Annotated in this window: 15 protein-coding genes; 5 read left to right on the top strand and 10 right to left on the bottom strand. The window is 73.0% G+C overall.

From position 1 onward, the window contains the following. Positions 1 to 17 precede the first annotated feature (17 nt). The 4 genes from G5B56_RS07295 to G5B56_RS07280 all read right to left on the bottom strand — a co-directional run bounded on the left by G5B56_RS07295 (position 18) and on the right by G5B56_RS07280 (position 9,064). On the bottom strand, positions 18 to 3,746 hold the full coding sequence (locus G5B56_RS07295) for a PAS domain-containing sensor histidine kinase (RefSeq protein ID WP_164962774.1): 3,729 nt from the start codon (positions 3,744 to 3,746) through the stop codon (positions 18 to 20). Next, positions 3,736 to 4,914 (bottom strand): HD-GYP domain-containing protein, encoded by a 1,179-nt coding sequence (locus G5B56_RS07290; RefSeq protein ID WP_009858125.1) that lies wholly within the window; start codon positions 4,912 to 4,914, stop codon positions 3,736 to 3,738. The genes G5B56_RS07295 and G5B56_RS07290 overlap by 11 nt, the downstream gene beginning before the upstream one ends. 154 nt (positions 4,915 to 5,068) lie before the next feature. Then, positions 5,069 to 6,892: an ABC transporter transmembrane domain-containing protein gene (locus G5B56_RS07285; RefSeq protein WP_009858124.1), complete on the bottom strand. Its 1,824-nt coding sequence runs from the start codon at positions 6,890 to 6,892 to the stop codon at positions 5,069 to 5,071. Between the two features lie 51 nt (positions 6,893 to 6,943). Then, complete coding sequence (locus G5B56_RS07280; RefSeq protein WP_164962773.1) at positions 6,944 to 9,064, bottom strand: acetyl-CoA hydrolase/transferase C-terminal domain-containing protein; 2,121 nt, start codon at positions 9,062 to 9,064, stop codon at positions 6,944 to 6,946. A gap of 163 nt (positions 9,065 to 9,227) precedes the next feature. Between G5B56_RS07280 and G5B56_RS07275 the strand changes: the two genes are divergently transcribed. Then, positions 9,228 to 10,025: a GGDEF domain-containing protein gene (locus G5B56_RS07275; RefSeq protein WP_240920674.1), complete on the top strand. Its 798-nt coding sequence runs from the start codon at positions 9,228 to 9,230 to the stop codon at positions 10,023 to 10,025. On the opposite strand, the gene G5B56_RS07270 is transcribed toward G5B56_RS07275, so the two are convergent. Genes G5B56_RS07270 through G5B56_RS07245 form a run of 6 tightly spaced genes read right to left on the bottom strand, consistent with a single transcriptional unit; the run spans position 10,026 to position 17,224 of the window. Further along, on the bottom strand, positions 10,026 to 11,090 hold the full coding sequence (locus G5B56_RS07270; RefSeq protein ID WP_164962772.1) for a lipocalin-like domain-containing protein: 1,065 nt from the start codon (positions 11,088 to 11,090) through the stop codon (positions 10,026 to 10,028). Continuing rightward, on the bottom strand, positions 11,090 to 13,594 hold the full coding sequence (locus tag G5B56_RS07265; protein WP_164962771.1) for an FtsX-like permease family protein: 2,505 nt from the start codon (positions 13,592 to 13,594) through the stop codon (positions 11,090 to 11,092). Before G5B56_RS07265 ends, G5B56_RS07270 begins: the two co-directional genes overlap by 1 nt. Beyond that, entirely contained in the window at positions 13,591 to 14,238 is a 648-nt protein-coding gene (locus tag G5B56_RS07260) for an ABC transporter ATP-binding protein (RefSeq protein WP_164962770.1), read from the bottom strand. Before G5B56_RS07260 ends, G5B56_RS07265 begins: the two co-directional genes overlap by 4 nt. A gap of 46 nt (positions 14,239 to 14,284) precedes the next feature. Continuing rightward, positions 14,285 to 15,214 carry a tRNA (adenosine(37)-N6)-dimethylallyltransferase MiaA gene (gene miaA / locus G5B56_RS07255; protein WP_164962769.1) on the bottom strand — a complete coding sequence of 310 codons (930 nt, stop codon included), beginning with the start codon at positions 15,212 to 15,214 and terminating at the stop codon, positions 14,285 to 14,287. Beyond that, positions 15,211 to 16,440 carry a Bcr/CflA family efflux MFS transporter gene (locus tag G5B56_RS07250; RefSeq protein ID WP_009858052.1) on the bottom strand — a complete coding sequence of 410 codons (1,230 nt, stop codon included), beginning with the start codon at positions 16,438 to 16,440 and terminating at the stop codon, positions 15,211 to 15,213. Before G5B56_RS07250 ends, miaA begins: the two co-directional genes overlap by 4 nt. A 16-nt stretch (positions 16,441 to 16,456) precedes the next feature. After that, on the bottom strand, positions 16,457 to 17,224 hold the full coding sequence (locus G5B56_RS07245; RefSeq protein ID WP_009858051.1) for a pseudouridine synthase: 768 nt from the start codon (positions 17,222 to 17,224) through the stop codon (positions 16,457 to 16,459). Between the two features lie 129 nt (positions 17,225 to 17,353). Here G5B56_RS07245 and G5B56_RS07240 point away from each other — a divergent pair, with 129 nt between their 5' ends. The 4 genes from G5B56_RS07240 to siaA all read left to right on the top strand — a co-directional run bounded on the left by G5B56_RS07240 (position 17,354) and on the right by siaA (position 25,152). Next, positions 17,354 to 17,782: a CBS domain-containing protein gene (locus tag G5B56_RS07240; RefSeq protein WP_029718913.1), complete on the top strand. Its 429-nt coding sequence runs from the start codon at positions 17,354 to 17,356 to the stop codon at positions 17,780 to 17,782. Between the two features lie 155 nt (positions 17,783 to 17,937). After that, on the top strand, positions 17,938 to 19,896 hold the full coding sequence (locus tag G5B56_RS07235) for a S9 family peptidase (RefSeq protein WP_164962768.1): 1,959 nt from the start codon (positions 17,938 to 17,940) through the stop codon (positions 19,894 to 19,896). A 575-nt stretch (positions 19,897 to 20,471) separates the two neighbouring features. Next, positions 20,472 to 22,898 carry a TonB-dependent receptor gene (locus G5B56_RS07230; protein ID WP_164962767.1) on the top strand — a complete coding sequence of 809 codons (2,427 nt, stop codon included), beginning with the start codon at positions 20,472 to 20,474 and terminating at the stop codon, positions 22,896 to 22,898. Between the two features lie 262 nt (positions 22,899 to 23,160). After that, on the top strand, positions 23,161 to 25,152 hold the full coding sequence (siaA, locus tag G5B56_RS07225; protein ID WP_009858047.1) for a biofilm regulation protein phosphatase SiaA: 1,992 nt from the start codon (positions 23,161 to 23,163) through the stop codon (positions 25,150 to 25,152). Positions 25,153 to 25,162 lie beyond the last annotated feature (10 nt).

Here is a 25,162-nt window from a genome sequence, read left to right as displayed (position 1 = left end):
CGGCCGCGGCGCCTGGCTCAGTTCGCCCGCTGGGCCAGCAGCGTCGCCGCCTCGTCGAAGCGGAAGGTCTCGACGAGGTCGGCCAGGCGGTCGAACTCGGCGCCCAGCGACTGGCGCAGCTCGGCTTCGTGCTCGGCCATGTAGCCGGCGCAGGCCGTGTCGCCCGAGGCCAGCAGCAGCGCCAGCCCGGACACGGCGATCGCCGAGTCGAACGTCGGCGGCGGCGGTGGCGGTGCGGCGGCCGCGTCGGGCACGGCGCGCACGCCGGCGACCAGCGTCCGCAGCGCGTCGGCGAGCCCGCGGGTCGCGTCGCCCCGCGCCGCCACCGGGGCGCGTTCGTCGAGCAGGCTCTCCAGCCGGGTCGCGCTCAGGTGGACGTCGCGTGCGCCGACGTTGCCCGCCGCGCCGCGCAGCGCGTGCGACAGCTGGCGCAGCTCGGACCAGCGGCCGGCCTCGCACAGGGCCTGCAGCCGCTCGGCGTCGTCGGCGTGCGTGCGCACGAACAGCCGCAGCAGCGACAGCGCACGCCCGACGTTGCCGCCGCAGCGCTCCAGCGCGTCGGGGCCGTCGACACCCGGCAGCAGCGGCCAGGAGTCCGGCGGTGTCGCCGCCGCGTCGCCGTCGCCTGCCGCAGCGCTCGCCGCCGCCGCCGCGGCCACCGGCCCGCCGCTGCCCAGCCAGTGCAGCAGGGTGGCGTACAGCGTCCGCGGCTCGACCGGCTTGTGCACGTGGTGATCCATGCCGGCGGCCAGGCACTCGGCCAGCGTGTCCTCGACGTCGGAGGCGGTCAGCGCCAGGATCGGCATCGTCGCGCCGCGGCGGCGGATCTCGCGCGCCGCGCTGAGGCCGTCGACCTCGGGCATCTGCAGGTCCAGCAGCACCAGCGCCGGCCTGTCGGCCAGCGTGCGTTCCACCGCCTCGCGGCCGTTCTCGGCCAGCAGCACCTGCAGGCCGACGGCGCCGAGCAGCGCCGAGGCGCTCTCGCGGTTGACCGGGTCGTCGTCGACCACCAGCACCTTCGCGCCGGCGTGGCGGGCGCGCAGCATGGCCTCGACCGACAGCTGCCCGACCGGCCGTGCGCTGGCGTCGCGGCCACGCGGCAGGTGCAGGCGCAGCCAGAAGCGGCTGCCCTTGCCGGGCCGGCTGTTGACGCCGACCTGGCCCTTCATCAACTCGGCCAGGCGCCGCGTCAGCGCCAGCCCCAGGCCGGCGCCGCCGTGGCGGCGCGTCATCGAGACGTCGCCGGGCTCGAAGGCCCCGAACAGCCGCGGCTGCAGCGCCGCGTCGATGCCCGGGCCGGTGTCGCGCACCTCCAGCAGCAGCGTCACGCCCTCGGCGTCCTCGGCGACACGGCGCGCGACGACCTGCACGCTGCCCTCGGCGGTGAACTTGACCGCGTTCTTGACGTAGTTGCCCAGCGCCCGGCCGAGCATCGCCGGGTCGCCGCGCAGCCACAGCGGCGCGCTGCCGGCGTCCACCGTCAGCGCCAGGCCCTTGCGCCGCGCCTCGGCCTCGACCTGCTCGCGTGTCTGGTGCAGCAGCGCGCCGAGCTCGAAGTCCTGCACGCGCGGCACGACGCCGCCGGCCTCCAGCTCCGACAGCGTCAGCACGTCCTCCAGGATCTCGGCCAGGCGGTCGGCGGCCTCGACGAAGGGCTCCTCGGGGCTGCCGTCGCCACGGTGCAGGTGCGGCGCCAGGTTCAGGATCTGGTGCAGCGGCGTGCGCAGCTCGTGGCTGATGATGCGGATGAAGGCGTCGCGCGCGCGCATGCCGGCCTCGGCGCGGGCGCGTGCGATCTCCAGGTCGGCGGTGCGCTCGTGCACCTGGCGTTCGAGCTCGGCACGGTGGCGGTCCAGCTCCAGCCGCAGTGTCTTGGCCTCGGTGATGTCCTGCACGAAGCCCTGTGCCGCCAGCACGCGCCGGCCGTCGAACTCGGGCTGGCCGACGATGCGCACCCAGCGCTCGCGGCCGCGCGCGGTGCGCACCGGCAGCTCGACGTCGAAGGGCGTGCCGCGGTCGCGGTTGGCCGTCAGCGCGGCCTCGAGCTGCTCGCGCGCCTCGGTGCCCAGGAACTGCATCGTGAACGCGAGGTCGGGCGGGATGTCGCCGTCGACCTCGGCGATGTGCCGGATCTCGTCGGTCCAGATGATGGACCGGCTGTCGCCGTCGTAGCTCCAGCCGCCGATGCGCGCGATGCGGCTGCTCTCGGCCAGCAGCGCGCGGTCCTTCTTCAGCTCGGTGATGTCGCGCGTGATCCCGAACACGCCGATCAGCTCGCCGCCGCGGTTGCGCAGCGGGCCCTTGGTGACGGTCATCTCGCGCGGTCCCTGCACCGTCGGCAGGACCTCGTCGAACTCGATGGGCCCCTGGTGGGCGCGCCGGTCGTCGGCCTGCAGGCGGTCGACGACCTCGGGCGGGAACACGACCGAGTCGTCGCGCCCCAGCACCTGCTCGCGGGCGTGGCCGGTCAGGCGCTCGGCGGCGCGGTTGAACAGCAGGTAACGCCCCTGCAGGTCCTTGGCGAAGATCATGTCGGGCGAGCTGTCGGTGATCGCCTCGACGACGGCCAGCGCCTCCATGCGTTCGGCCTGGCGGCGGCGTTCGGACTCGTGGCGTTCGAGGGCCTCGCGCTGGCGCCGCAGCGCCAGCAGTGCCGCGGCGCCGAAGCCGGCCAGCAGTGCGGCCAGCAGGACGCCCGAGGCCGCCTGCCAGCGCTGGCGCTCGAGCGTCGTGCGGTCCAGCCGCGTCAGCAGGCTCCACGGGGTTCCGGCGATCGGCGCGAGCAGTCCCAGCGCGGGCGAGCCGCGTTCGTCGCTGCCCTCCAGCACAGTCCCGGCGGGCACCGGGGCCGCCGCGATCGCGCCGGCCTCGGCCGGGCGCCGCCAGACGGAGAAGCCCTTGCGCGACGGCGAGCCGAAATAGACCAGGTCGGCGCCGTCGCGGCGCACCAGCACCGTCGAGATGCCGTCCGCCGACGTGCTGCCGGTGCCCAGGGCCAGCGGCGGCAGGTCGGCTGCGGCCAGCTGCAGCATCGCGAAGCCGCCCGGCGGGGCCTGGCCGGGCGCCAGCGGCACCAGCAGCGTCAGGTGCGGCCCGCCCTCGGCGTCCAGCTGAGGACCCAGCAGCCGTGGGCGGTCTTGTGTTGCGGCCGGCGTGTCCTGCGGCGCGTCCGGCGTCGCGCCGGAGCTCCAGACGACACGCCACTGCGGGTCCAGCAGCGCGGCGGCCACGTAGCCGCGTTCCTCCTGCAGCAGCTTCAGCCGTTCCTTCAGCCGGGACGGCTGCATCTCGCGCACCCGGTCGCCGTCGGCCAGACGCGCCGCGGCCCAGGTCGCGGCCTGGGCGCTGCGCAGTTCGGCGACCGAGTGCAGGGCCTGCACGGCGGCGTGCTGCTGCTGCCGCAGCGACAGCGCCAGGCCGGCCGCGGCGAGCACCGCGACGGTCGCCCCGACGATCAGCGCGAGCCGGCGATCGCCCCGGCTGCCGGGCGGGCGCCGGGTGTCTCCGGCCGGCGCGAGCCGCCGCACCAGCACGTACAGCAGCAGCGAGGTGACGGCGACGAAGACCCAGCCCTTGGTGATGCTGGCCAGCGTGCGGGCCTCGGGGTCGGACATCAGGCGCTCGACCCAGCGGTCCGACAGCAGGATCCACAGCGAGGCCAGCCCGGCGTAGACGAGCGCGGTGCGCAGCGCCGTCACGCGCGAGCGGCGCCGCGCGCCGGCGATCCCGGAACCTTCAGGGGGCACGATCCGCGGCTTCGTCCTGAGCGTCCTTCGGGTCGGCGAAGGTCGTCGCGATGCGGCAGAACTCGTCGTAGCAGCGCTCGAAAGCCTCGACGACCGCCGGGTCGAAGTGCGTGCCGCGGCCTTCGAGGATCACCGCGCGCGCCTGGCCGTAGTCCCAAGCGTCCTTGTAGCAGCGCTTGGAGATCAGCGCGTCGAAGACGTCGGCCAGCGCCATCAGCCGCGCCGAACGCGGGATCTGCTCGCCGGCCAGGCCGTCGGGGTAGCCGCTGCCGTCCCAGCGCTCGTGGTGGCGGTGGGCGATCTCCTTGGCGATGCGCAGGCAGTCGAGCAGGTTGCGTGTCTTGTCGTCGATCTCGCCGTCCTGCCAGCGCTGGCGCACCTCCTGCTGCACGTCTTCCTCGGCGCGCGTGATCGCGTCGGCGCCGATGGCGGCATGCCGCTTCATCGTCACCCACTCGTCCGGCGTCAGCTTGCCCTTCTTCAGCAGCACCTCGTCGGGGATGCCGACCTTGCCGATGTCGTGCAGCGGTGCCGAGCGCTCCAGCAGCGAGATCGTCGAGTCCGACAGGTCCCAGCCGTGGCTGCGCAGGTCCTCGGCGAGCACGCGCACGTACTTCTGGGTGCGCAGGATGTGGTTGCCGGTCTCCAGGTCGCGGGTCTCGGCCAGGTGGGCCAGCGCGCGGATGACGACCGTCTGCATCAGGTCGCCTTCCAGGTCGCGCAGCTGCTTCTCGCGCTGCAGCTCGTCGCGCAGCAGGCCGCGCAGGCGCGCCGCGTCGAGCTGCGAGCGCACGCGCGCCAGCAGGATCAGCGGGCTGAAGGGCTTCTTGATGTAGTCGGAGGCGCCGGCCTTCAGGCCGGTTTCCTCGTCGCGCTCCTTGCCCAGCGCGGTGACCATCACGACCGGAATGGCGCGTGTGGCCGGGTTCTCGCGCAGCTTCTCGAGCACGACCATGCCGCTCATGTCCGGCATCATCACGTCGAGCAGGATCAGCGACGGCAGCGGCGGGCGCTCGGCCAGGCGCAGCGCGGTCTCGCCGTTGGACGCCGCGATGACGCGGTAACCCTTGTCGCCGAGGATCGTGGCCAGGATCTTCAGGTTGGCCGGCTCGTCGTCGACGATGAGGATCGTCTCCGGGCCGGACGGCGGGGACAGGGCGGCAGGCAAGTCGGATTCCTCTCGGGCAGGGCGCTCGGTGCGGGCACTGCCGGCAGCTTAGGGGCTAACGGTCGCTGCCGGTCGGGGCAAAAGACCTGCGTTTCGGGAGCTCGCCGCATTCTTGCCCTGGCGGCGTCCGTCCGCAACCGGCGTTCCCCCTCCATCAGACCGAGGCCGGCGCCAGTTCGAACTGCATCGCCGCCAGCCGCGCGTACAGCCCGCCGCGCGCCACCAGCTCGGCGTGCGTGCCGACGTCGACGATGCGCCCGCCGTCCATCACCACGATGCGGTCGGCGCGCAGCACGGTGGCCAGGCGGTGGGCGATGACGATCGTCGTGCGCCCGGCCATCGCCGTCTCCAGCGCCGCCTGCACCATGCGCTCGCTCTCGGCGTCCAGCGCGCTGGTCGCCTCGTCGAGCAGCAGCAGCGGCGGGTTCTTCAGCATCGCGCGTGCGATCGCCACGCGCTGGCGCTGGCCGCCGGACAGGCGCACGCCGCGTTCGCCGAGGAAGCTGGCGTAACCCTCGGGCAGGCGCTCGATGAACTCGTGGGCGTGCGCGGCGCGCGCCGCGGCGATGACCTCGGCGTCGCTGGCGTCGGGGCGGCCATAGCGGATGTTCTCCAGCGCCGACGCCGAGAACACCGTGCTGTCCTGCGGCACGATGCCGATGCGCCCGCGCAGATCGGCCAGCGCCGCCTCGCGCACGTCGACGCCGTCGACCGACACGCGCCCGGCCTGGGCGTCGTAGAAACGCAGCAGCAGCTGCAGCACCGTGCTCTTGCCGGCGCCGCTGGGGCCGACCAGGGCCACCGTCTCGCCGGGCCGCACGTCCAGCGAGAACTCCGCCAGCGAGGGCTGGCCGGGCCGCGACGGGTAGCAGAAGGTGACGCCGTCCAGCCGCACCGCCGAGCCGCCCGAGGTCGGCGGAAGCGCACGCGGCCGCGGCGGGTCGGCGACCGGCGAACGCGCCGCCAGCAGCTCCATCAGCCGCTCGGTCGCGCCGGCGGCGCGCAGCAGCTCGCCCCAGACCTCGGACAGCACCGCCACCGCGCCGACGAAGATGATGACGAAAACCACCGTCTGGCCGAGGTGGCCGGCGCTGATGCGGCCTTCGATGACCGCCTGCGTGCCCTGGTACAGGCCCCAGACCAGCGCGCCGAAGGTCGCGGTGATCATGAAGCCGACGAGCAGCGAGCGCACGACGGTGCGCCGGCGCGCGGTGTCGAAGGCGCTCTCGGTGGCGGCGTCGAAACGCGCCGACTCGCGCCGCTCCTGCACGTAGCCCTGCACGACGGGGATCGCGTTCAGCACCTCGGCGGCGATGGCGCTGGAGTCGGCGACGCGGTCCTGGCTGGCGCGGCTCAACTTGCGCACGCGGCGGCCGAAGTAGATCGACGGCAGCACGACCAGCACCAGGATGCCCAGCACCTGGGTCATGACCCAGGGGTTGGTGACGACCAGCGCGGTCAGCGCGCCCAGCCCCATCACCGTGTTGCGCAGGCCCAGGCTGAGGCTGGAGCCGACGACGGTCTGCACCAGCGTCGTGTCGGTCGTCAGGCGGCTGAGCACCTCGCCGGTCTGGGTGGTCTCGAAGAACTCGGGGCTCTGGCGCACGACGTGGGCGTAGACCGCGTTGCGCAGGTCGGCGGTGATGCGTTCGCCCAGCCAGGTGACCATGTAGAAACGCAGCGCCGAGAACAGCCCCAGCGCGCCGCCGACGGCGAACAGCGCCAGGAAGTGCCCGCGCAGCGCCATCACGCGTTCACCGGGGTCCGCGGCGACCAGCCCCTGGTCGATCAGCGACTTCAGCGCCACCGGGAAGGCCAGCGTGCTGGCCGCGGCGAGCACCAGGAACAGCCCGGCGAGCGCGACGCGGCCGCGGTACGGCCGCACGAAGGGCAGCAGCCCGGAGAGCGAACGCACGCGGCGCGCCGGCGCCGCGTCGTCGGCGGCACGCGCCGCCGGGGAGGTGGGGGTGGAAGCCATCGCCGCGCAGTGTAGGCAGCGCCGCCGAACGGCGCTCGCGGCGGGGCGGCGCTACAGGTTGTTGGCCAGCAGCCGGCGCACCAGCAGGTCGCGCAGGCCGTGTGCGTCGGCCAGGCCCAGGCGTTCGAGGTAGGGGCGCGGTGCCTCGCGGCCTTCCCAGAGGCTCTTGAGCGTCATCTGCAGCAGCTCGGCCGGGTGTTCGCTGGCGTGCTTGAGCTTCTTCAGCGCACGCACGATGCGGATCTCGTCGTCGGTGAGGTCGGTGCCGAACGGGAACTCGGGCAGCAGACCGGCCGTGGCCCAGGGCTGAAGCTGGTCTTCCAGCCTCTGCGGCAGGTTGTGGCGCTGGTGCTCGGGCACGGCGTAGCCGGCCTCGAGCTTGCCGTGGGCCTGCGCCTGGCGCACCAGTTCGTCCTGGAAGCGCGAGTCGGCCACCGCGATCAGCCGCTTGACGACCTCGCCGTCGGACTGCCCGCGCAGGTCGGCGACGCCGTACTCGGTGACGACGATGTCGCGCAGATGGCGCGGGATCGTCACGTTGCCGTAGCTCCAGACGATGCTGCTGGTCAGGCCCTGTTTCGTGGCGTGCGTCGAGCGCAGCATCATCACCAGGCGCGCGTCGGGCAGGGCGTGCGACATCGCGACGAAGTTGTACTGGCCGCCGACGCCGCTGACCACCTGCCCGTTCTCCAGCGCGTCGCTGGCCGCCGCACCGAGCAGCGTGACGACCATCGTCGTGTTCATGAAACGCGCGCGGCGGCGCTGCTGGCGCTTCAACTCGTCGTCGCCGTAGAGCTGGTTGATGAAGTCGATGCGCGTCATGTCGATCTTCGCCAGCTCCTGCGGCGGCATCGTGCGCAGGCGCTCGTAGAAGTCGCGCGGGCCGATGAAGAAGCCGCCGTGCATGAACACGCCGCCGAGCAGCCGCGGCCCGAGCATCGCCGTGCAGACGGTGTCGAGGGCGGCGGCGTCGCGCAGGTCGGCGCTGCAGCGGCGCTCGCCGCAGACGAGGTCGCTGCCGTCCAGCCGCACCTCGGCGCGCAGCACGCCGAACCTCTGCAGGAAGGCCAGGTCACGCGCGTCCAGCGGCGCGCGCACGCGGCCGGCCTCCAGCAGCGCGGCCAGGGTCTGCGGGCGCACCGTCGCGTCGGCGATGCGGCCCTCGTTGAGCAGGCGCTGCAGCACCGCGTCGGCGTAGACCTCGCGGCGCACGATGCCGGCCTCGATGAGCTTCAGGAAGCCGTTGACGAACATCTCCGAGCAGCCGTAGAGCCCGGTGTCGAAACGCCCGGTCTCGCGCCCGGACAGGTCGCCGCCGGTCAGCGACTCGAGGATGCGGCGGTACTCGCTGCCGTGGCGGTCGCGCACGATCAGCGCCTGCGCGATCGCGTCGCCCAGCGAGCCGATGCCGATCTGCAGCGTGCCGCCGTCGACGACGAAGCTCGACGCGTGCAGGCCGATCGCGTAGTCGGCGAACGAGACCTTGTTGTTCGGCGGCGCGAACACGGCGTGCGTGCCGCGCGGGTCGGTGACGACGAGGTCGAACAGCCCCGGGTCGACCTCGGCGCCGTTGGGCATGAACGGCATCTTCTGGTTGACGACGCCGACCGTCATCACCTTGCGGCCGCTGGCGTGCACACGCTCGATGATCTCGGCGCTGACGTCGGGGTTGGACGACAGCGACAGCCGCATCGCCGCGCCGGTGCCGCGTGCGGCCACCGCCTGGGCGATGACGTTCATGCCCTGCACCGCCATGTCGCGCGCGACGAAGGTGTAGTTGGTCGAGATGTAGTTCTGCTGCGCCGTGGCGTTGCCGAGGTAGTCGCCGGTCTTCATGAAGAACTCGCGCACCTCGACGTTGCTCGGCAGCCGGCCGGCGCGCAGGTCGACGACGTAGTCCAGGTCAGGGTAGTCCTCGAAGACACGCGCCACCAGCGGCTCGAGGAAGTGGCGCTCGATGTCGGACTTGCCGACCGGCTTCTGCAGCGACAGCGCGGTGACGATGCGCAGCCGCCGCGACGGGTCGTCGCGCAGCCGGCGGTACAGCGCGTTGACGAAGGGGTTGGGCTTGCCGACGCCCAGCGGGATGCCGAGCACGATGTCGCCTTCGACCGTGTCCAGCACCAGGTCGACCGCGGCCTCGATCGAGTCGACGAACTTCGGCGCACCCATGTCTGTCTCCATCGTGTGGTCTGTCTTGTGCTGACCAGCATCGACCGTGGTTCGGGCTGGTCGCTTGACGCAGAGCAAGCGCCAAGGGCCCGCTGTCTAGGGGGTCACGAGCCCCTGCTTCAGTCGTCCCCGGTTGTGGTCGAATACCGGCGGCGGTGCGCCGATGCTGAACGTTCCGACGATCCCCATTCCCGACGAGACGCTGCCCCCGCGTCGCCGGCTGGCGACCGGGGTGGCGCTCGGCGTGCTGCTGGTCGTGTCGATGGCCGCCGCCGGCTGGGGGCTGGCGCGGCTGTTCGGCGGCCTCGGGCCGCTGGCCGCGCCGGCGGCTGCGGCGCTGGCCGCCGCCGGCGTCGGCGTGCCGCTGGTGCTGTGGCTGCTGCACCTGCTGCGGGCGCTGGACTGCACGCGCGCCGCGCTGGCGCGGCTGGAGACCGTCGACCCGGCCACCGGCATCACCAACCGCCCCAACTTCCTGGCCTCGGCCGAGCGCGAATGGTCGCGGGCGCGGCGCTACGGCACTGGCGCGGCGCTGCTGGTCGTCGAGGTCGACCAGGTCGCGCGCCTGGTCGAGGGCCGCGGCATCGCCGCCGCCGAGACCGTGCTGCGCGCGCTGGCGCGCGACACCGAGCAGACGCTGCGCGGCGGCGACCTGATCGCCCGTTTCGGCGACACCCAGTTCGCCGTCTGGCTGGTGCATGCCGACCCGACCGGCGCGCTCGACGTCGCCGAGCGCATCCGCGAGCGCTCCGAGCAGATGGAGATCCCCTGCGGCGCGCACCCGCTGCGCGTCACGGTGAGTGTCGGCGTCGCCGCGCTGCGGCTGGCGCACCAGAACCTGTCGGCGCTGATCGACGACGTCGACGCCGCGCTGGCCGCCGCCCAGCAGGCCGGCGGCAACTGCGTGCGTGCCGCGCCGGTGGACCTGCGCCGCCGCCGCGCCGACGCGCCGCCGCCCTGATCAGCCCAACCGCAGCCGGCTGGCGTAGCCCGTCATCTCCAGGTAACCCAGGCCGACGCGGCGCCCGCGTTCGTCGAGCAGCTCGCTCAGGCCTTCCCAGTAGACCGCGCCGGTGCCGCCGCGGCTGTCGAGTTCCTGGCCGTCGAGCAGCGCGCGCACGCGCCAGCGCCCGGCCGGCGTGTCGACCTGCCATTCGACCGGGTACTCGGCGCGGGTCGCCGGGCTCGCCCAGCGCCGGCCTGGCGTGAAGACCACGTCGGCGGGCGCGAAGGCCGCGGCCGCGCCACCGGCCTTGCGCCAGCTGCCGCCAGCCCACAGCGCGCTCCCGTCGGCGCGGCGCAGACGGAAGGCGGTCAGCGCGCCGCCGTCGAACAGGTTGATGCCGATCCAGTCCCAGCCGACGGCCTCGGGGTGCAGGATCTCGTCGCTCCACTCGTGGTCCATCCAGGCGACGCCGCGCGCCTCGACCGGGCGGCCGTCGGCGTTGAACCGGCACGTTGCCGCGAGTTGGGGCTCGCTCACGTAGTGGCTGGCCTGGCGTTCCTCCGGGCCTTTGCGCGAGAAACCGGCGTCGCCCTGCAGCAGCAGCGGCTGCGTCGGCGCCAGCGTCAGGTCGAGGCCGAAGCCGGCTGCCGGCAGCCGGGCGCGGTAGCCGGGGCCGGAACGTTCCAGCCACCAGTCGCCCAGGCGCACGCCGACGTCGTCGGTCCTGGCCCAGGCCGGGCCTTCGGCCGTGTCGCCCGACCAGCGCGCGATGCGCTGCGCGTGGTGGTGGCGGCGGGCGTCCAGGTCGGTCAGCGCGGCGTGCGCGAACAGGATCTGGCGCGGCGCGAAGCGGCTCTGCAGATCCTCGGCCAGTCCGGTTCGGCTGCGGAAGAAGGTCAGCTGGTAACCCCAGCGCGGCGCCTCCGGCGTGCCGGCCCAGCCGGTGGCGTACCACCACTCGGTGCGGGTGTCCGGGTGCGCGCCGTGGTCGCGCGGGAAGACCAGCGGCCGGCGGCGGATCTCGGCCTGCACCGGCAGCGCGGCGGCGCCGGCGAGCCACAGCAGATGGCGGCGGCGCATCACCAGTCCTCCTTCACCGACATCACGGCGGAACGCCCGGCGGCGCTGCGCGCGCTGAACGCCGCGGTGGCGATGCCGGCGGCGAACACCGCCGCGGCCAGCGCCGCCAGCCGCACCGTCGGCACGACGAGTTCCATCGTCCAGTGAAAGCTCTGCGGGTTGACGACGAAGACCAGCACCGCGCTCACCGCCAGCCCCAACGCCAGCCCGACGACGACACCGGCGGCCAGCCAGGCCGCGCCTTCACCGGCGACGATGGCGATCACCTCGCCGCGTGTCAGCCCCAGGTGCGCCAGCAGGCCGAACTCCTTGCGCCGCGCCAGCACCTGCGCCGACAGGCTGGCGGCGATGCCGACCAGGCCGATGCCGATCGCCACCGCCTGCAGGTAGTAGGTGACGGCGAAGCTGCGGTCGAAGATGCGCAGCGACATCACACGCAGCTCGCCGGTGGCGGCGAACTCCAGCATCGCCGGGTCGGGCAGCAGCGCGCGCAGCCGCGTCTGCACCGCGGCGATCTCGGCGCCGGGCGCTAGCCACAGCGCCAGATCGTTGATGCGTTCGTCGCCGGTGAGGCGGCGGTAGTCGGCGGCGTCCATCACCAGACTGCCGAACTGGCGTGCGTAGTCGCGCCAGACGCCGAGCACACGCACCGTCGTGCCGCCGGCCAGCGGCAGCACCAGCGTGCCGCCGACCCGGGCGCCGTAGAGGTCGACCATGGCCTCGCTGACCCAGACGCCGGTCTCGCCCGCCCGCGGCGGCAGCGCCGTACCGACCAGCGGCAACTCGCCGGCCGCGTCGGCCACCGGCCGCGCCATCAGCATCACCGCTGGCCGGCCTTCGGCCATCTGCAGCGCGCGGTGGCGCGTCGCCGCCACGCGGGCGACGCCGGGCACGCTGGCCGCGGCGGCGAGGAAGTCCGGCGGCAGCCAGGCCTGGTCGGTGGTGCCGCCGGTGGCGGCGCTGCGCGCGTACAGGTCGGCCGGCAGCATCGCGTCCAGCCACTGCGAGACGCCGTCGCGGAAGCTGGCCACCATCACCGTCAGCGCCACCGACAGCGCCAGGCTGGCGACGACGCCCGACACCGCGGCCGTCGCGGTGGCACGCTGGAACCGCGCCCGCTGCAGGGCCAGCAGCGCCAGCGCCGAACGCGGTGTGGCGATCCCCCCGAGCAGCGCGTGCACGACCGCCGGCACCAGCGCGACACCGCCGAACAGCAGCGCCGCGACGGCGACGTAAGCCGCCAGCGGCAGCCCGGCGATCGGCGGCGCGAAGGCCAGCGCCACGCCGGCGGCCAGCAGCAAGAGGCCGGGCAGGGCCGGCGGCGCCGGCTGGTGCGGCGCGCCCAGGCCCTTGAGCGCCATCGCCGGCGCCAGGCGTTCGGCCTGTTTCGCCGGCCACCAGCCGCCGATCAGCGCCGACACCGTGCCCAGCGCCAGGAAGGCCAGCGCGCCGCCGACGCCGAAACGCACCGTCGGCGCGATGCCGGGGAAGTAACCGCCGCCCAGGTCGCCCGACATCCAGCGCAGCGCCAGCACCGCCATGCCGGCGCCCATCACCAGCCCGGCCGCGCTGCCGGCGGCACCCAGCACTGCGCATTCGGCCAGCACCAGGCCGCGGCGCTCGCCGGCGGTGAGCCCGAGCACGCCCAACAGCGCGAAGCTCGGCGTGCGCTGCGCCACCGACAGCGAGACGACCGAGAACACGAGGAAGGCGCCGACGAACAGCGCTACCAGCGCCAGCACCGTCAGGTTGACGCGGTAGGCACGCGACAGGTTGGAGATGCGCTGCTCGGCTTCGCCCGGCGCGACGGCCTCGACACCGGCCGGCAGCGCCAGCCGCGCGACCAGCGCCGCGCGGTCCGTGCCCGGTGCCAGCCGCAGGTCGATGCGCGTCAGCCGGCCGTCGTAGCCGAAACGCGTCTGCGCCGCGGCGACGTCCATCACCGCCATCGCCAGGCCGCCGGCGGCGACGCTGCCGGCGACCTCGAAGCGCTGCCACGCGGTGCCCGACTGCAGCGCCAGCACCGCGCCGTCGGCGGCGCCGGTCTGCTGGCGCGCCGCGCTGTTGAGGAAGACCAGCGACGGGTCGAGCCCGGCCATCGGGCGGCTGTCGTCGGCCGGGCGCGGCAGCAGCGTCGCGGCCACCGGCGCGATGCGCAGCACGTCCAGGCCGACGATGCGCAGCGCGACACGCCGGCCGTCGGCGGCGGTGGCGTAGGTCTCGAACTCGACCACCGGGCTGGCGAGCTCGACCGCGGCGTCGGTCGCGACACGGTCGAACAGCGCGTCGTCGAAACCCTCGCGCTGGCCGCGGATCGTCAGGTCGGGCTCGCCGTTGGCGGCACGCACCGCGGCCGAGAACTCCGCCAGCGCCGAGGTGTTGATCAGATGCACCGAGTACGCCAGCGCGACACCCAGCGCCACCGCCAGCAGCGCGACGCCGTGGCGCCAGGGGTGGTGGCGCCACTCGCGCCACAGCAGGCTGGCCAGCAGGTGGCGGTTCATCGCGCCACGATGCCGTGCGCGGTGAGGCGCAGCACGCGGTCGGCGCGCGCCGCGGCGGCTTCGGAGTGCGTCACCAGCAGGCAGGCGGCGCCGGCCTCGCGCACCTGCGCGAGCAGCACGCCGAGCACCCGTTCGGCGGTCTCGGGGTCGAGGTTGCCGGTCGGCTCGTCGGCCAGGATCAGCCCTGGCGAGTGCACGACGGCGCGCGCGATCGCCACCCGCTGCAACTGACCGCCCGAAAGCTGTGCCGGGTAGCGCGCGCCCAGGCCGCCGAGGCCGACGGCGTCGAGCAGCGCGGCGACGCGGCGCTCGTCGGGGCGGTTCAGCAGCAGCAGCGGCAGCGCGACGTTCTCGGCCACCGTCAGGTGCGGCAGCACATGGAAGGCCTGGAAGACGAACCCGAGGCGGGCGCGGCGCAGCCGGGCGCGGCCGGCTTCGTCCAGCGTCGCCAGATCCAGGCCGGCGACGGTGATGCGGCCGGCGTCGGCGGCGTCGAGCCCGGCGATGCAGTTCAGCAGCGTCGACTTGCCGACGCCCGATTCGCCGAGCAGCGCGACGAACTCGCCGGCGCCCAGTTCGAGCGTGACATCGTGGAAGACACGGGTCTCCCCGTAGGACTTGGACAGACCCTCGAGCATCAGCATGGGCGGCGATGATGCCCGAGGCCCCCGTGGCCTCGCGTGCCAGGGGTCAGCCGGCGGCGGCTTCCAGCGCCGCGAGCGCCTGCGCCAGCGCATCGGGCGCGTCGCAGGGCACGACGATGCGTTCCGGCATCGAACGCAGCCAGGTGATCTGGCGCTTGGCGAGCTGGCGCGTGGCGGCGATGCCGCGCTCGCGCAGCGGCGCCAGATCACCGGCGTCCAGCGCCTCCCAGGCCTGGCGGTAGCCGACGCAGCGCATCGACGGCAGGCCCGGGTGCAGGTCGCCGCGGGCGCGCAAGTGCCGCACCTCGTCGACGAATCCGGCCGCCAGCATGGCGTCGAAACGCTGCGCGATGCGCTCGTGCAGCCAGGCGCGCGAGGCCGGCTCCAGCGATACCAGCGGCCAGGCCGCGGCGGCGGGTCTTTCGGCGCGCGCGCCTTGCTGCCAGGCCGAGATCGGCCGGCCGCTGCCGAGATAGACCTCGAGCGCGCGCTGGATGCGCTGGGCGTCGTTCGGCGCCAGCCGGGCGGCCGTCACCGGGTCGACACGCGCGAGTTCGGCGTGCAGCGCCGGCCAGCCTTCGGCGGCGGCGCGCGCGTCGAGCGCGGCGCGGATCGCCGGGTCGGTCTCGGGCATCGTGTCCAGCCCGTCGCGCAGTGCCTTGAAGTACAGCATCGTGCCGCCGACCAAGAGCGGCAGCCGGCCGCGCGAGCGGATCTCGTCGACCAGCCGCGTCGCGTCGGCGACGAAGCGGGCCGCCGAATAGCTGTCGGCCGGGTCGACGATGTCGATCAGGTGGTGCGGCGCGGCGGCGCGCTCCGCGGCGCTGGGTTTGGCGGTGCCGATGTCCAGGCCGCGGTAGACCAGCGCCGAGTCGACGCTGACGATCTCCACCGGCCGGCGCGCGGCCAGCGCCAGCGCCGCGGCGGTCTTGCCGCTGGCGGTGGGGCCGGCGAGGCAGACGGCGTGCACGTTCATCGGTGCGGCACCTCCGGCAGTCGCCGCACCAGCGTCCAGGCGACCAGCGTGGTGGCGGCGGCCCAGAAGGCGACAGTCAGCGCGTACGGCCGCACGTCGGCGCCCAGCACCACGCCCAGCCACTGGCCGATGCAGAAGGCGGTGAACGCGAGCACGAAGCCGGCCAGCGCCGAGGCCGCGCCGGCGCTGCGCGGGAACGGCCCGACGGCGCCGGCCTGGCCGCAGGGCTGGTGGATGCCGTGGCCGAAGCAGAACAGCCACTGCGGCAGCAGGTAGGCCCAGACGCTCTCGACACCGGCCAGCGCCGCGGCCGCGGTGCCCAGGCCGCCGGCCAGCGTGAACAGCGCCGCCCGGCGCACCGAGCGCGACAGGCCGTGGCGCAGGATCCAGCGCCGGCAGACCACCGTGCCGCCCAGGTAGGCCAGCGAGCCGGTGGCCATCGCCAGCCCGTAGTGGCCGGCTCCGAGCCCGAAGCGGTCCATGTAGACGAAGGACGAGCCGGCGAGGATCGTGAACAGCCCGCCGTAGGTGCAGGACGTCAGCAGCGCCCAGGCGACGAAGACCCGGTGGCGCGCGATGCCGGCCCAGGCCGCCAGCAGCGGGCCGGGTGCGGTGGCCTGCGGGTTCTTCTGGACGATGGTCTCGGGCAGGCGCAGCACGACGAAGGCCAGCGTCGCCGCACCGGCCAGGCCGACGACGGCCAGCGTCGCGCGCCAGCCGGCTGCGCCGGCGACCCAGCCGCCCAGCGTCGGCGAGGCGATCGCGATCAGCCCCAGGCCCGACAGCGCCAGCGCCATCACGCGCGCGCCTTCGTGCGGCTCGTAGAGGTCGCGCAGCATGGCCCGCGCGACGACCACCGCTGCGGCCAGCGCCACGCCCTGCAGCGCGCGCCACGCGACCAGCGTGCCGACGTCGGCGGCGAGTGCCGCGCCGGCGCTGGCCGCGGTGTACAGCGCCAGCCCGGCGAGCAGCACCGGCCGCCGGCCGACGCGGTCGGCCACCGGCCCCCAGACGAGCTGGGCGATACCGAAGGCCAGGATCAGCGCCGCCATCGTCAGCTGCACCGCGCTCATCGGCGCGGCGAGCTCGCGCGCCAGCAGCGGCAGCGCCGGCAGCATGACGTCGGTGGACACCGGCTGCAGCCCCAGCAGCAGCGCCAGCGCGACCGCCGCCAGCGCGTGCGAGACCGGCGCCCGGGCCGCCGGCACGGACGCGGCAGCGTTCATCGCGTGGCGCAGGCCATCAGATGAAGCGCTCGTTCTCGCCGAGGTAGCGCCACTGGCCCGGCGGCAGCTGGCCCAGCGAGACGCTGCCGATGCGCACGCGCTTCAGGCCGACGACCTTCAGCCCGACCAGCTCGCACATGCGGCGGATCTGGCGCTTGCGGCCTTCGCGCAGCACGAAACGCAGCTGGTCCTCGTTCTGCCAGCTCACGCGCGCGGGGCGCAGCGGCCGGCCGTCGAGCTCCAGGCCGTGGCGCAGGCGTTCCAGGTCGGCGTCGGGCAGGCGGCCGGGTTTCGTGTACTGCACCCGCACCAGGTATTCCTTCTCGACCTTGGTCTCGTCGCCGATCAGCGTCTTGGCGATGCGCCCGTCCTGGGTCAGCACGAGCAGGCCGGTGGAGTCGATGTCCAGCCGCCCGGCCGGCGCCAGGCCGCGCAGCTGGCCGGGGTGGAAGGCCAGGCGCGTCGGGTCGTCCTTCCAGCGGTTGGCCGGGATGACCAGCGTCGCCGCCGGCTTGTAGCCGTCTTCGGCCTGGCCGCTGACGAAGCCCATCGGCTTGTGCAGCAGCACCGTGACGCGGCGTGCCTGCTCGTTGCGGGCGCGCGGGTCGATCTCGATGCGGCAGTCGGCGGCGGCACGCTGGCCCAGCACGGCCATCTTGCCGTCGACCTTGACCCAGCCGGCCTCGATCCAGGCATCGGCCTCGCGGCGCGAGGCCAGGCCCCGTTCGGTGATCAGCTTGGAGACGCGCACGCCCTCGGCGGCGCCGGAAATCGGCTCGGACATGCCCGGATTGGACCACGGCCGGCCGCCGCCGTGCCCGCCGCGCCCCGGGCAAGCACCGAGGCCCGGCCCCTACGCGGCAGCCGGCGCATGGGCTAGGCTGGGGCACTCACGGCTGTCGGGAGCTCGATGATGAAACCGGTTTCCGAAGTGCTGCACCGCCGCCAGGGCACGCTCTGGCATGTGCATCCCGACGACAGCGTCTTCGCCGCGCTGGAGCTGCTCGCCGCGCACGAGATCGGCGCGCTGCTGGTGATGGACGGCGGGCGCCTGGTCGGCGTCGTCTCCGAGCGCGACTACACGCGCAAGGTGGCGCTGCAGGGCCGCAACTCGCGCGAGACGCGGGTCGCCGAGATCATGACGCGCGACGTGGTGCGCGTGCCGCCCGCGGCGCCGATGCACGAGTGCATGGCGCTGATGAGCGAGCACCGCATCCGCCACCTGCCGGTGGTCGACGGCAGCACGGTGCTGGGCATGATCTCGATGCGTGACCTGCTCGACGAGCTGATCGCCGAGCAGGAGCGCACGATCGCCGAGCTGGAGCACTACATCCAGTCCTGAGCGCAGACGGCCTGGCGGGGTGCGGGTCGTGCCGCCCCGCCGCAGCCACCGTCCGGCGGTTCGTCGCCCGCGGCGGCGGTTTCGTCGCAACGCGGATGCCCCCTTGACGGCGGCGGTGCATGCTCGCCGGTGTCCCAACCTGAGGAATCGCCTGCATGACCAAGCCTCTTCTCGCCCCGCTGGCCGCGGCCGCGTTCGTGCTGCCCTTCGTCGCCGCGCCCGCCGCGGCGCAGTCCGCCGCCGTGGCGCCGGCCGCCGCGCGTGCCGTGCCGCCCGAGCTGCCGCTGCGCGACTTCTTCCGCAGCCCGGCGCGTTCGGGCTACAACCTCAGCGACGGCGGCCGCTGGGTCTCGTTCCTGCAGCCGGCCGCTGGCGAGGCCGGCGCCGCGCCGCGCCGCAACGTCTTCGTGCAGAAGCTCGTCAACGGCCGCGCCGTCGGCGAGCCGCGCCAGCTCACGCGCGAGACCGCCCGCGACATCCGCATGTACGCGTGGAAGGGCGACGACACCGTGCTCTTCATGAAGGACTTCGGCGGTGACGAGAACTTCCACGTCGTCGCCGCCAACGCCGCCACCGGCAAGGTGCGCGACCTGACGCCCTGGGAGGGCGTGCGCGCCGAGCTCGTCGACGGCCTGCCCGAGGACCCGCAGCACATCCTCGTGGCCCACAACCGCCGCGACCGCAAGGTCTTCGACGTCGTGCGCCTGAACGTGCGCAGCGGTGCCGAGACCGTCGTCGCGACCAACCCCGGCAACATCGTCAACTGGGTCACCGACCACCGCGGCCGCATCCGCGTGGCGATCGCCAGCGACGGCGTCAACAACACCGTGCTCTACCGCGACGGCGACAGCGGCGAGTTCAAGCCGCTGCTGACCACCGACTTCCGCACTGGCGTGCAGCCGCTGTTCTTCGACGGCGACAACCGCCTGTTCTACGCCGTCAGCAACCGCGGCCGCGACAAGAGCGCGCTGGTGCTGATCGACCCGGCCAAGCCCGACGCCGAACAGGTGGTCTACGCCCACCCCGAGGTCGACGTCGAGGGCGCGCACTGGTCGCGCGTGCAGAAGAAGCTGCTGTGGGCCAGCTACGAGACCGACAAACACGGCAAGCACTTCTTCGACCCGGCGATGCAGGCCGCGTTCGAGAAGCTGCAGCAGCGCTTCCCCGGCGAGCAGGTCGACCTGTCGGCCTGGACGCTGGACGAAACGCGCTACATCGTCGTCAACTGGAGCGACCGCACGCTGGGCGCGCGCCACCTGTACGACGTGCGCAGCGGCCAGGTGACCAAGCTCGCCGATGCCGCGCCGTGGATCAAGCCCGAGCAGATGGCCGAGATGAAGCCGGTGCGCTACACGGCGCGCGACGGGCTGTCGATCCCCGGCTACCTGACGCTGCCGGCCGGCCGCGAGCCGAAGAACCTGGCCTGCGTCGTCAACCCGCACGGCGGCCCCTGGGCGCGCGACAGCTGGGGCTTCAACCCCGAGGTGCAGTTCCTCGCCAACCGCGGCTACTGCGTGCTGCAGATGAACTTCCGCGGCTCCACCGGCTACGGCCGCCAGTTCTGGGAGGCGAGCTTCGGCCAGTGGGGGCTGAAGATGCAGGACGACATCAGCGACGGCGTGAAGTGGCTGGTCGAGCAGGGCATCGCCGACCCGAAGCGCATCGGCCTGTACGGCGGCAGCTACGGCGGCTATGCGACGCTGGCCGGCGTGGCCTTCACGCCCGACCTGTACGCCGCGGCGGTCGACTACGTCGGCGTCAGCAACCTGTTCACGTTCATGAAGACCATCCCGCCGTACTGGGAGCCGTGGCGCCAGCAGATGTACGCGATGGTCGGCAACCCGGACGATCCGAAGGACAGGGAGCGCCTGACCGCGACCTCGCCGGTGTTCCACGTCGAGCGCATCAAGACGCCGCTGCTCGTCGCCCAGGGCGCACGCGACCCGCGCGTCAACAAGGCCGAGAGCGACCAGATCGTCGAGGCGCTGAAGAAGCGCGGCGTCGAGGTCGAGTACCTCGTCAAGGACAACGAGGGCCACGGCTTCGCCAACGAGGAGAACAAGTTCGAGTTCTACGGGGCGATGGAGAGGTTCTTCGGCAAGCACCTGAAGTGATCTGAGCGACAGCGCCGCGTGCTGCCGCACGCGGCGCATGCCCTCCTGCGCGAGGGCAGCGGGCGGCCGCGGCCGGGAGGCCGGCGGCTATTTCCGGCCGCGCGGCTTGCGCGCGGCGCCCCTGGCGGGCCGGCTCCCCGCGCCGGCCCTCTGTTCCCGTTCCTGCCTCGGCCATTCGTGCCGTGGCCTCCAGATCCTCGAGCAACCTGTGCCCGCAGCGCGGCCTGCGGCGCGCCAACGGCGTTGTGCTTCGTTTTGTGTCTAGAATGCGAATCATTCGTATTCAAATGCAGAGACGGCGCTGAGTCGGCGTCGTTCGCGGTTTCATTGGTTCCTGCCCTGTCAGGCGTTCCTCGCCTGCAGCCCCATCGCGCTGCGGCTGAGCCGCCTGCCCCGAGCGCCAGCGCCTCGCCGGCGCGTTCGTGTGCGGCAGTCCTGCCATCGCCCTCCGCTGTCGTGTCCGCGCGGCCATGCCGCCGCGGGCCGGCGTGTCGGGGCGGTCCCGCTTGCATGACCGCTGTGCCGGCGGAACCGGCACGTTCCCGTAGACGACTTCAACAACTCGAGGAAATGAGATGAACAGACTCCAGAAGGCCCGTCAGCCGGCCCAGCGGGTGGTGGCGCGCGCGGTCTTCGCCGCGCTGTCGGCGATGACGATGACCGCTGCGGCCAGCGCCAAGGACGGGGCCCCGGCCGCGGTCGACACGGTCCGCCAGTACCGGATCGAACCCGGGCCGCTGGCCGCCGCGCTCGAGCAGTTCAAGGCGCTCAGCGGCATCGTGATCGAAGCGCCGGCAGCGCTGACCGAGGGCCGCCGCTCGCCCGGGCTGAGCGGCGAGTACGGTGCCGAGATGGCGCTGAGCCGTCTGCTGCAGGGCACGGGGCTGTCCGCAGGGCGCGCTGCCGACGGACGGTGGACGCTGCACGCGGGCGCCGCGCCGCGCCAGGCCGGCAGCCTGCCGGCGATCACCGTCGTCGGCACCAGCCTGGAGACCGACGCCAGGATCTACCCGGGTTCGGTTGCGGTGATTGGCCGCGAGGCGCTCGAGCAGCACGGCACGGTCATCTCGGCGATGAGCGAACTGCCGGGCGTCACCACCGGCGGCGACAGCGGCCGCATGACGGGCGAACAGTTCAACATTCGCGGCTTCGGCTATCAGTCCGAGGACCGCGTCATCGTGCTGCAGGACGGGGTCCGGCGTTCGGTGTCGCTGTACTCGAACCACATCTCCAGCTTCCGTTCCGACAACGACCTGCTCAAGCAGGTCGAGGTGGTCAAGGGCGCATCGTCGGTCCAGAACGGCGGCGGCGCGATCGGCGGCGTCGTCGCGATGACGACCAAGGACGCCAAGGACTTCGTGCCGACCGGCCAGCACGCCGGCTTTGCCGTCAAGACACGCTACGAGTCGAACGACTACCGCGAGGGCTACGTGGCGGCGGCCTACGCGCCGGATGACAAGCCGTACGAGCTCCTGGCCTACGCCAAGAAGGGCCGGGCCGGCGACATGAAGATGTCGCGCCAGTTCAGCGTCGACGCCAACGGCAAGGGCATCGACACCGTCGACAACGACGAAGACCTTCGTGTGCTGTACCTGCAAGGGGCGATCCGGCCGGCCGCCGGTCACAGGCTCTCGCTGTCGCACTACGACTACAAGCTGGACAACGAGACCACCTGGCAGACGCTCTACCACACCAACTACTCGACGACGACGGGGCCGGTGATCGGCGAGTTGCAGCAGCGCGACACCGTCGCCAAGTACCGCTACATCGACCCGACGCGGGCCTGGCTGAACGTCACCGGCACCGTCTATCACTCGCGCTCCAGCTACGACCGCGGCTACACCTACGTCGACATCCGTAACGGCGCCACGAACGCCCTGGACTACGAGAACGCCGACAAGCGCTACGGCCTGCGCCTGAGCAACGAGGCCCACTTCGAGACCGGCTCGGTTCTGCACCGTCTTGTCGCCGGCGTGGACTACGAAAAGCGCAAGGAAGACGCGACCTACCTGCTCAACGGCGTCTACAGCGACTTCGGCTCGCTGCCCAACACCTACAAGGACTCCGGCGCCTACGGCCACCTGGAATCGACCTTCTGGGACGGCAGGCTGGTGACCCAGCTCAGTGGCCGCTACGACCGCTTCGACCGCCGTGTCGACGCCAACGAAGGCAGCTATGACGGCGATCACTTCTCGCCGCGCCTGGGTGCCAGCCTGCGTGTCGTGCCGGGCCTGCAGCTCCTGGCCAACTGGTCCGAGGCCTTCCGCGCGCCGACACCGCACGAGACCTCGTCCGAAGGTCCGCTGAACCCGCACTACTGGTACCTGCCCAATCCCAACCTGAAGCCCGAGACCATCCGCGAGTACGAGCTGGGCTTCTCGTACGAGAAGAAGGGCGTGTTCGCCGCGGCCGACAGCTTCGAGACCAAGCTGATGTATTTCGACGGCCGCATCCAGGACATGATCGCGCTGGCGCTGGTGCGCCCGGACGAGACCTCCCCCGAGGGCTCGCCCTATGGCATGTACCGCAACGTCGACCGCGTGAAGCGCCATGGTGTCGAATGGCAGGCCAGCTACGAGCACGCGCTCGGGGGCATCTCGCTGGCCTATTCGACGCTGAGCCAGAAGAACGAGGCCAACGACCAGGACACGCCGCAGGCCTTTGCCGACAAGCTGAACATCGGTGCCTTCTTCAACGCCACCCCGGGCCTGCGTCTGGGCGGCAGCGTCACCCACTGGTTCAAGCCGTCGCCGAACCCCGCCTCCTTGGTCAGCGGCGGCAAGACCTACTGGTACGTGCGTGACGACTACACCGTGGCCAACGTCTACGCGCGCTGGCGCCCCAACGCCCAGGGCAGCGGCTTCTTCGGCCGCGACCTGAGCGTGCGGGTCGGTGTCAACAACGTGTTCGACGCCTCCTACCTGAATGCACGCGACGTCGAGACGACGACCCGCGTGGGCAAGGGCCGCAACGTCTTCGCGACGCTGGAAACGCGCTTCTGACCGAAGGCACGGGACGTCCGGTCGCCGCCGCGCCCGGACGACCCCTTTCCCGGGGGGGGCGACGCTCCCCGGGCTTTTTCCTGCCCGAGCGCCCGGATGCCGGGTGCGACGTCGGCGGCCAAGCCCCGGCGTTCCGGTCGGTTCCCGATGGCGCGGACAATCTCCCCGCGGCGCGGTCACGCGCCGCAGGTATGCTCGCCGGCACGGGCACCGGGTGGCATGTGAGAACGCAAGAAGAACTGACGGGAATGAGGACGCGCTGATGGCCACCTGGGGCATGGGCCTGCGCGCCAAGTCGATCCTCGCCCTCGTGGCGGCCTGCCTGCTGGCGCTGCTGCCGGCCGGGCTGCTGGGCTGGCAGCTCGTCGAGGGCGTGCGCGACCACTTCGGCGAGGCGTTCGCACGCAACTACACGCAGTTGAAGCGCGAGCAGATCCTGGGGCTGCTCAACCGGGAGCTGGCGCTGGCGCGCCGCCTGGCGAGCTCGCAGCTCACGCGCCAGTGGCTGCTCGACGAGACCGACCCGGCGAAGAAGACGCTGGCGCTGCGCGAGGCCGAGGCCTTCCGCCTGGACCTGCGCGACCACGCCTACTTCATCGCCAGCGGGCTCAGCGGCCATTTCTACTTCAACGACCCGAGCAAGCCCTTCAGCGCCGAGCCGCGCTACACGCTGGACCCGGCCAAGGAGGACGACTCCTGGTTCTACGCCACGCTGCGCCGGCCCGAGGACTACAACATCAACGTCAACGTCGACGTGCCGCTGCAGGTCACGATGGTCTGGTTCAACGTCGCGATCCGCGACCGCGCGCGCACGCTGGGCGTGGCCGGCGCGGCGCTGGACCTGCGGCAGTTCCTCGCCGAGTTCATCAACACCGCCGAGGCCGGCGTCACGCCGATCATCCTGTCGGGCAGCGGCGCCATCCAGGCGCACCGCGACACGCGGCTGATCTCGACCAACCAGGCCGGCAGCACCGCGCGCGCCGAGCAGACGCTGGCCGGCCAGCTACCCGAGGGCGAACGTGCCGCGCTGGCCGCCGCGATGGACGCCGCCGTCGCGCGTCCGGGCCAGGTGTCCACGCTGTGGGCGACGCTGGACGGGCGCCGCCAGCTGCTCGCGCTGTCCTACGTGCCCGAGCTCAAGTGGCACGTCGTCACCGCGGTCGACCTGGACGCGGCGCGTGTCATCGACGGCGACTGGCTGAACACCGCCGCGGCGGTGGCCGCCGGCACGCTGGCGCTGCTGCTGGCGGCCTTCGTGCTGGCGGTCAACCGGCTCGTCATCCGGCCGCTGCGCCGGCTGCACAAGTCGGCCACCGCGATCTCGCACGGCAACTTCCAGGTCAGCGTGCCGGCCGACGGCCACGACGAGATCGCCGACCTCGGCCGCGCCTTCGCGACGATGGCCGAGAAGCTGCGCGCCTACACCGGCAACCTGGAGGCCGAGGTCCGCCAGCGCACCGAGGCGCTGGAGGCCGCCAACCGCGACATGCGCGCGGCGCACCAGAAGATCAGCGACTCGATCGACTACGCCAGCCTGATCCAGCGCGCCATCCTGCCGGCGCGCCAGCTGACGCAGCAGCTCGGCGAGCACCACTTCGTGCTCTGGCGCCCGCGCGACGTCGTCGGCGGCGACTTCTACGTCTTCCGCAGCGAGGGCCCGCGCTATCTGGTGGGCGTCGTCGACTGCGCCGGCCACGGCGTGCCCGGCGCGCTGATGACGATGCTGGCGCGTGCGGCGCTGGACCACGCGATGAACCAGACCGGCATCGCCTCGCCGGCCCGGGTGCTGCGCCACACCGACGCGGCGATGCGTGCGATGCTCCAGGACTGCCCGCTGCCGCGCGCCATTGCCACCAACATGGACGCCGGCCTGGTCTTCGTCGACCTGGAGAACCGCCGCATGGTCTATGCCGGAGCCAAGATCCCGCTGTACTGGAGCGATGGCGAGAGCGTCTCCAGCGTGCCGGGCGGGCGCCGCGCGATCGGCGACCGCCGCCAGGGCGAGTACGACGACGTCGAGGTGCCGCTGCTGCCCGGCACCACCTACACGCTGGTCACCGACGGCTACCTCGACCAGGCCGGCGGCGACCACGGCTTCGGCTTCGGCAATGCGCGTTTCGCGCAGCTGCTGCGCGAGGTCGCCGGCCGGCCGCTGCGCGAGCAGGCCGAGGCCCTGGAGCAGGCGCTGGCCGCCTACCAGGGCCCGCACGCCCAGCGCGACGACATCACCCTCCTGTCCTTCCGTTTCGATTGAGCCGCACCCC

Origin of the sequence: Rubrivivax sp. JA1026 (assembly GCF_011065555.1) — a bacterium.
Lineage (GTDB): Bacteria > Pseudomonadota > Gammaproteobacteria > Burkholderiales > Burkholderiaceae_C > Rubrivivax > Rubrivivax benzoatilyticus.
This window is presented reverse-complemented; position numbering and strand designations above follow the sequence as displayed.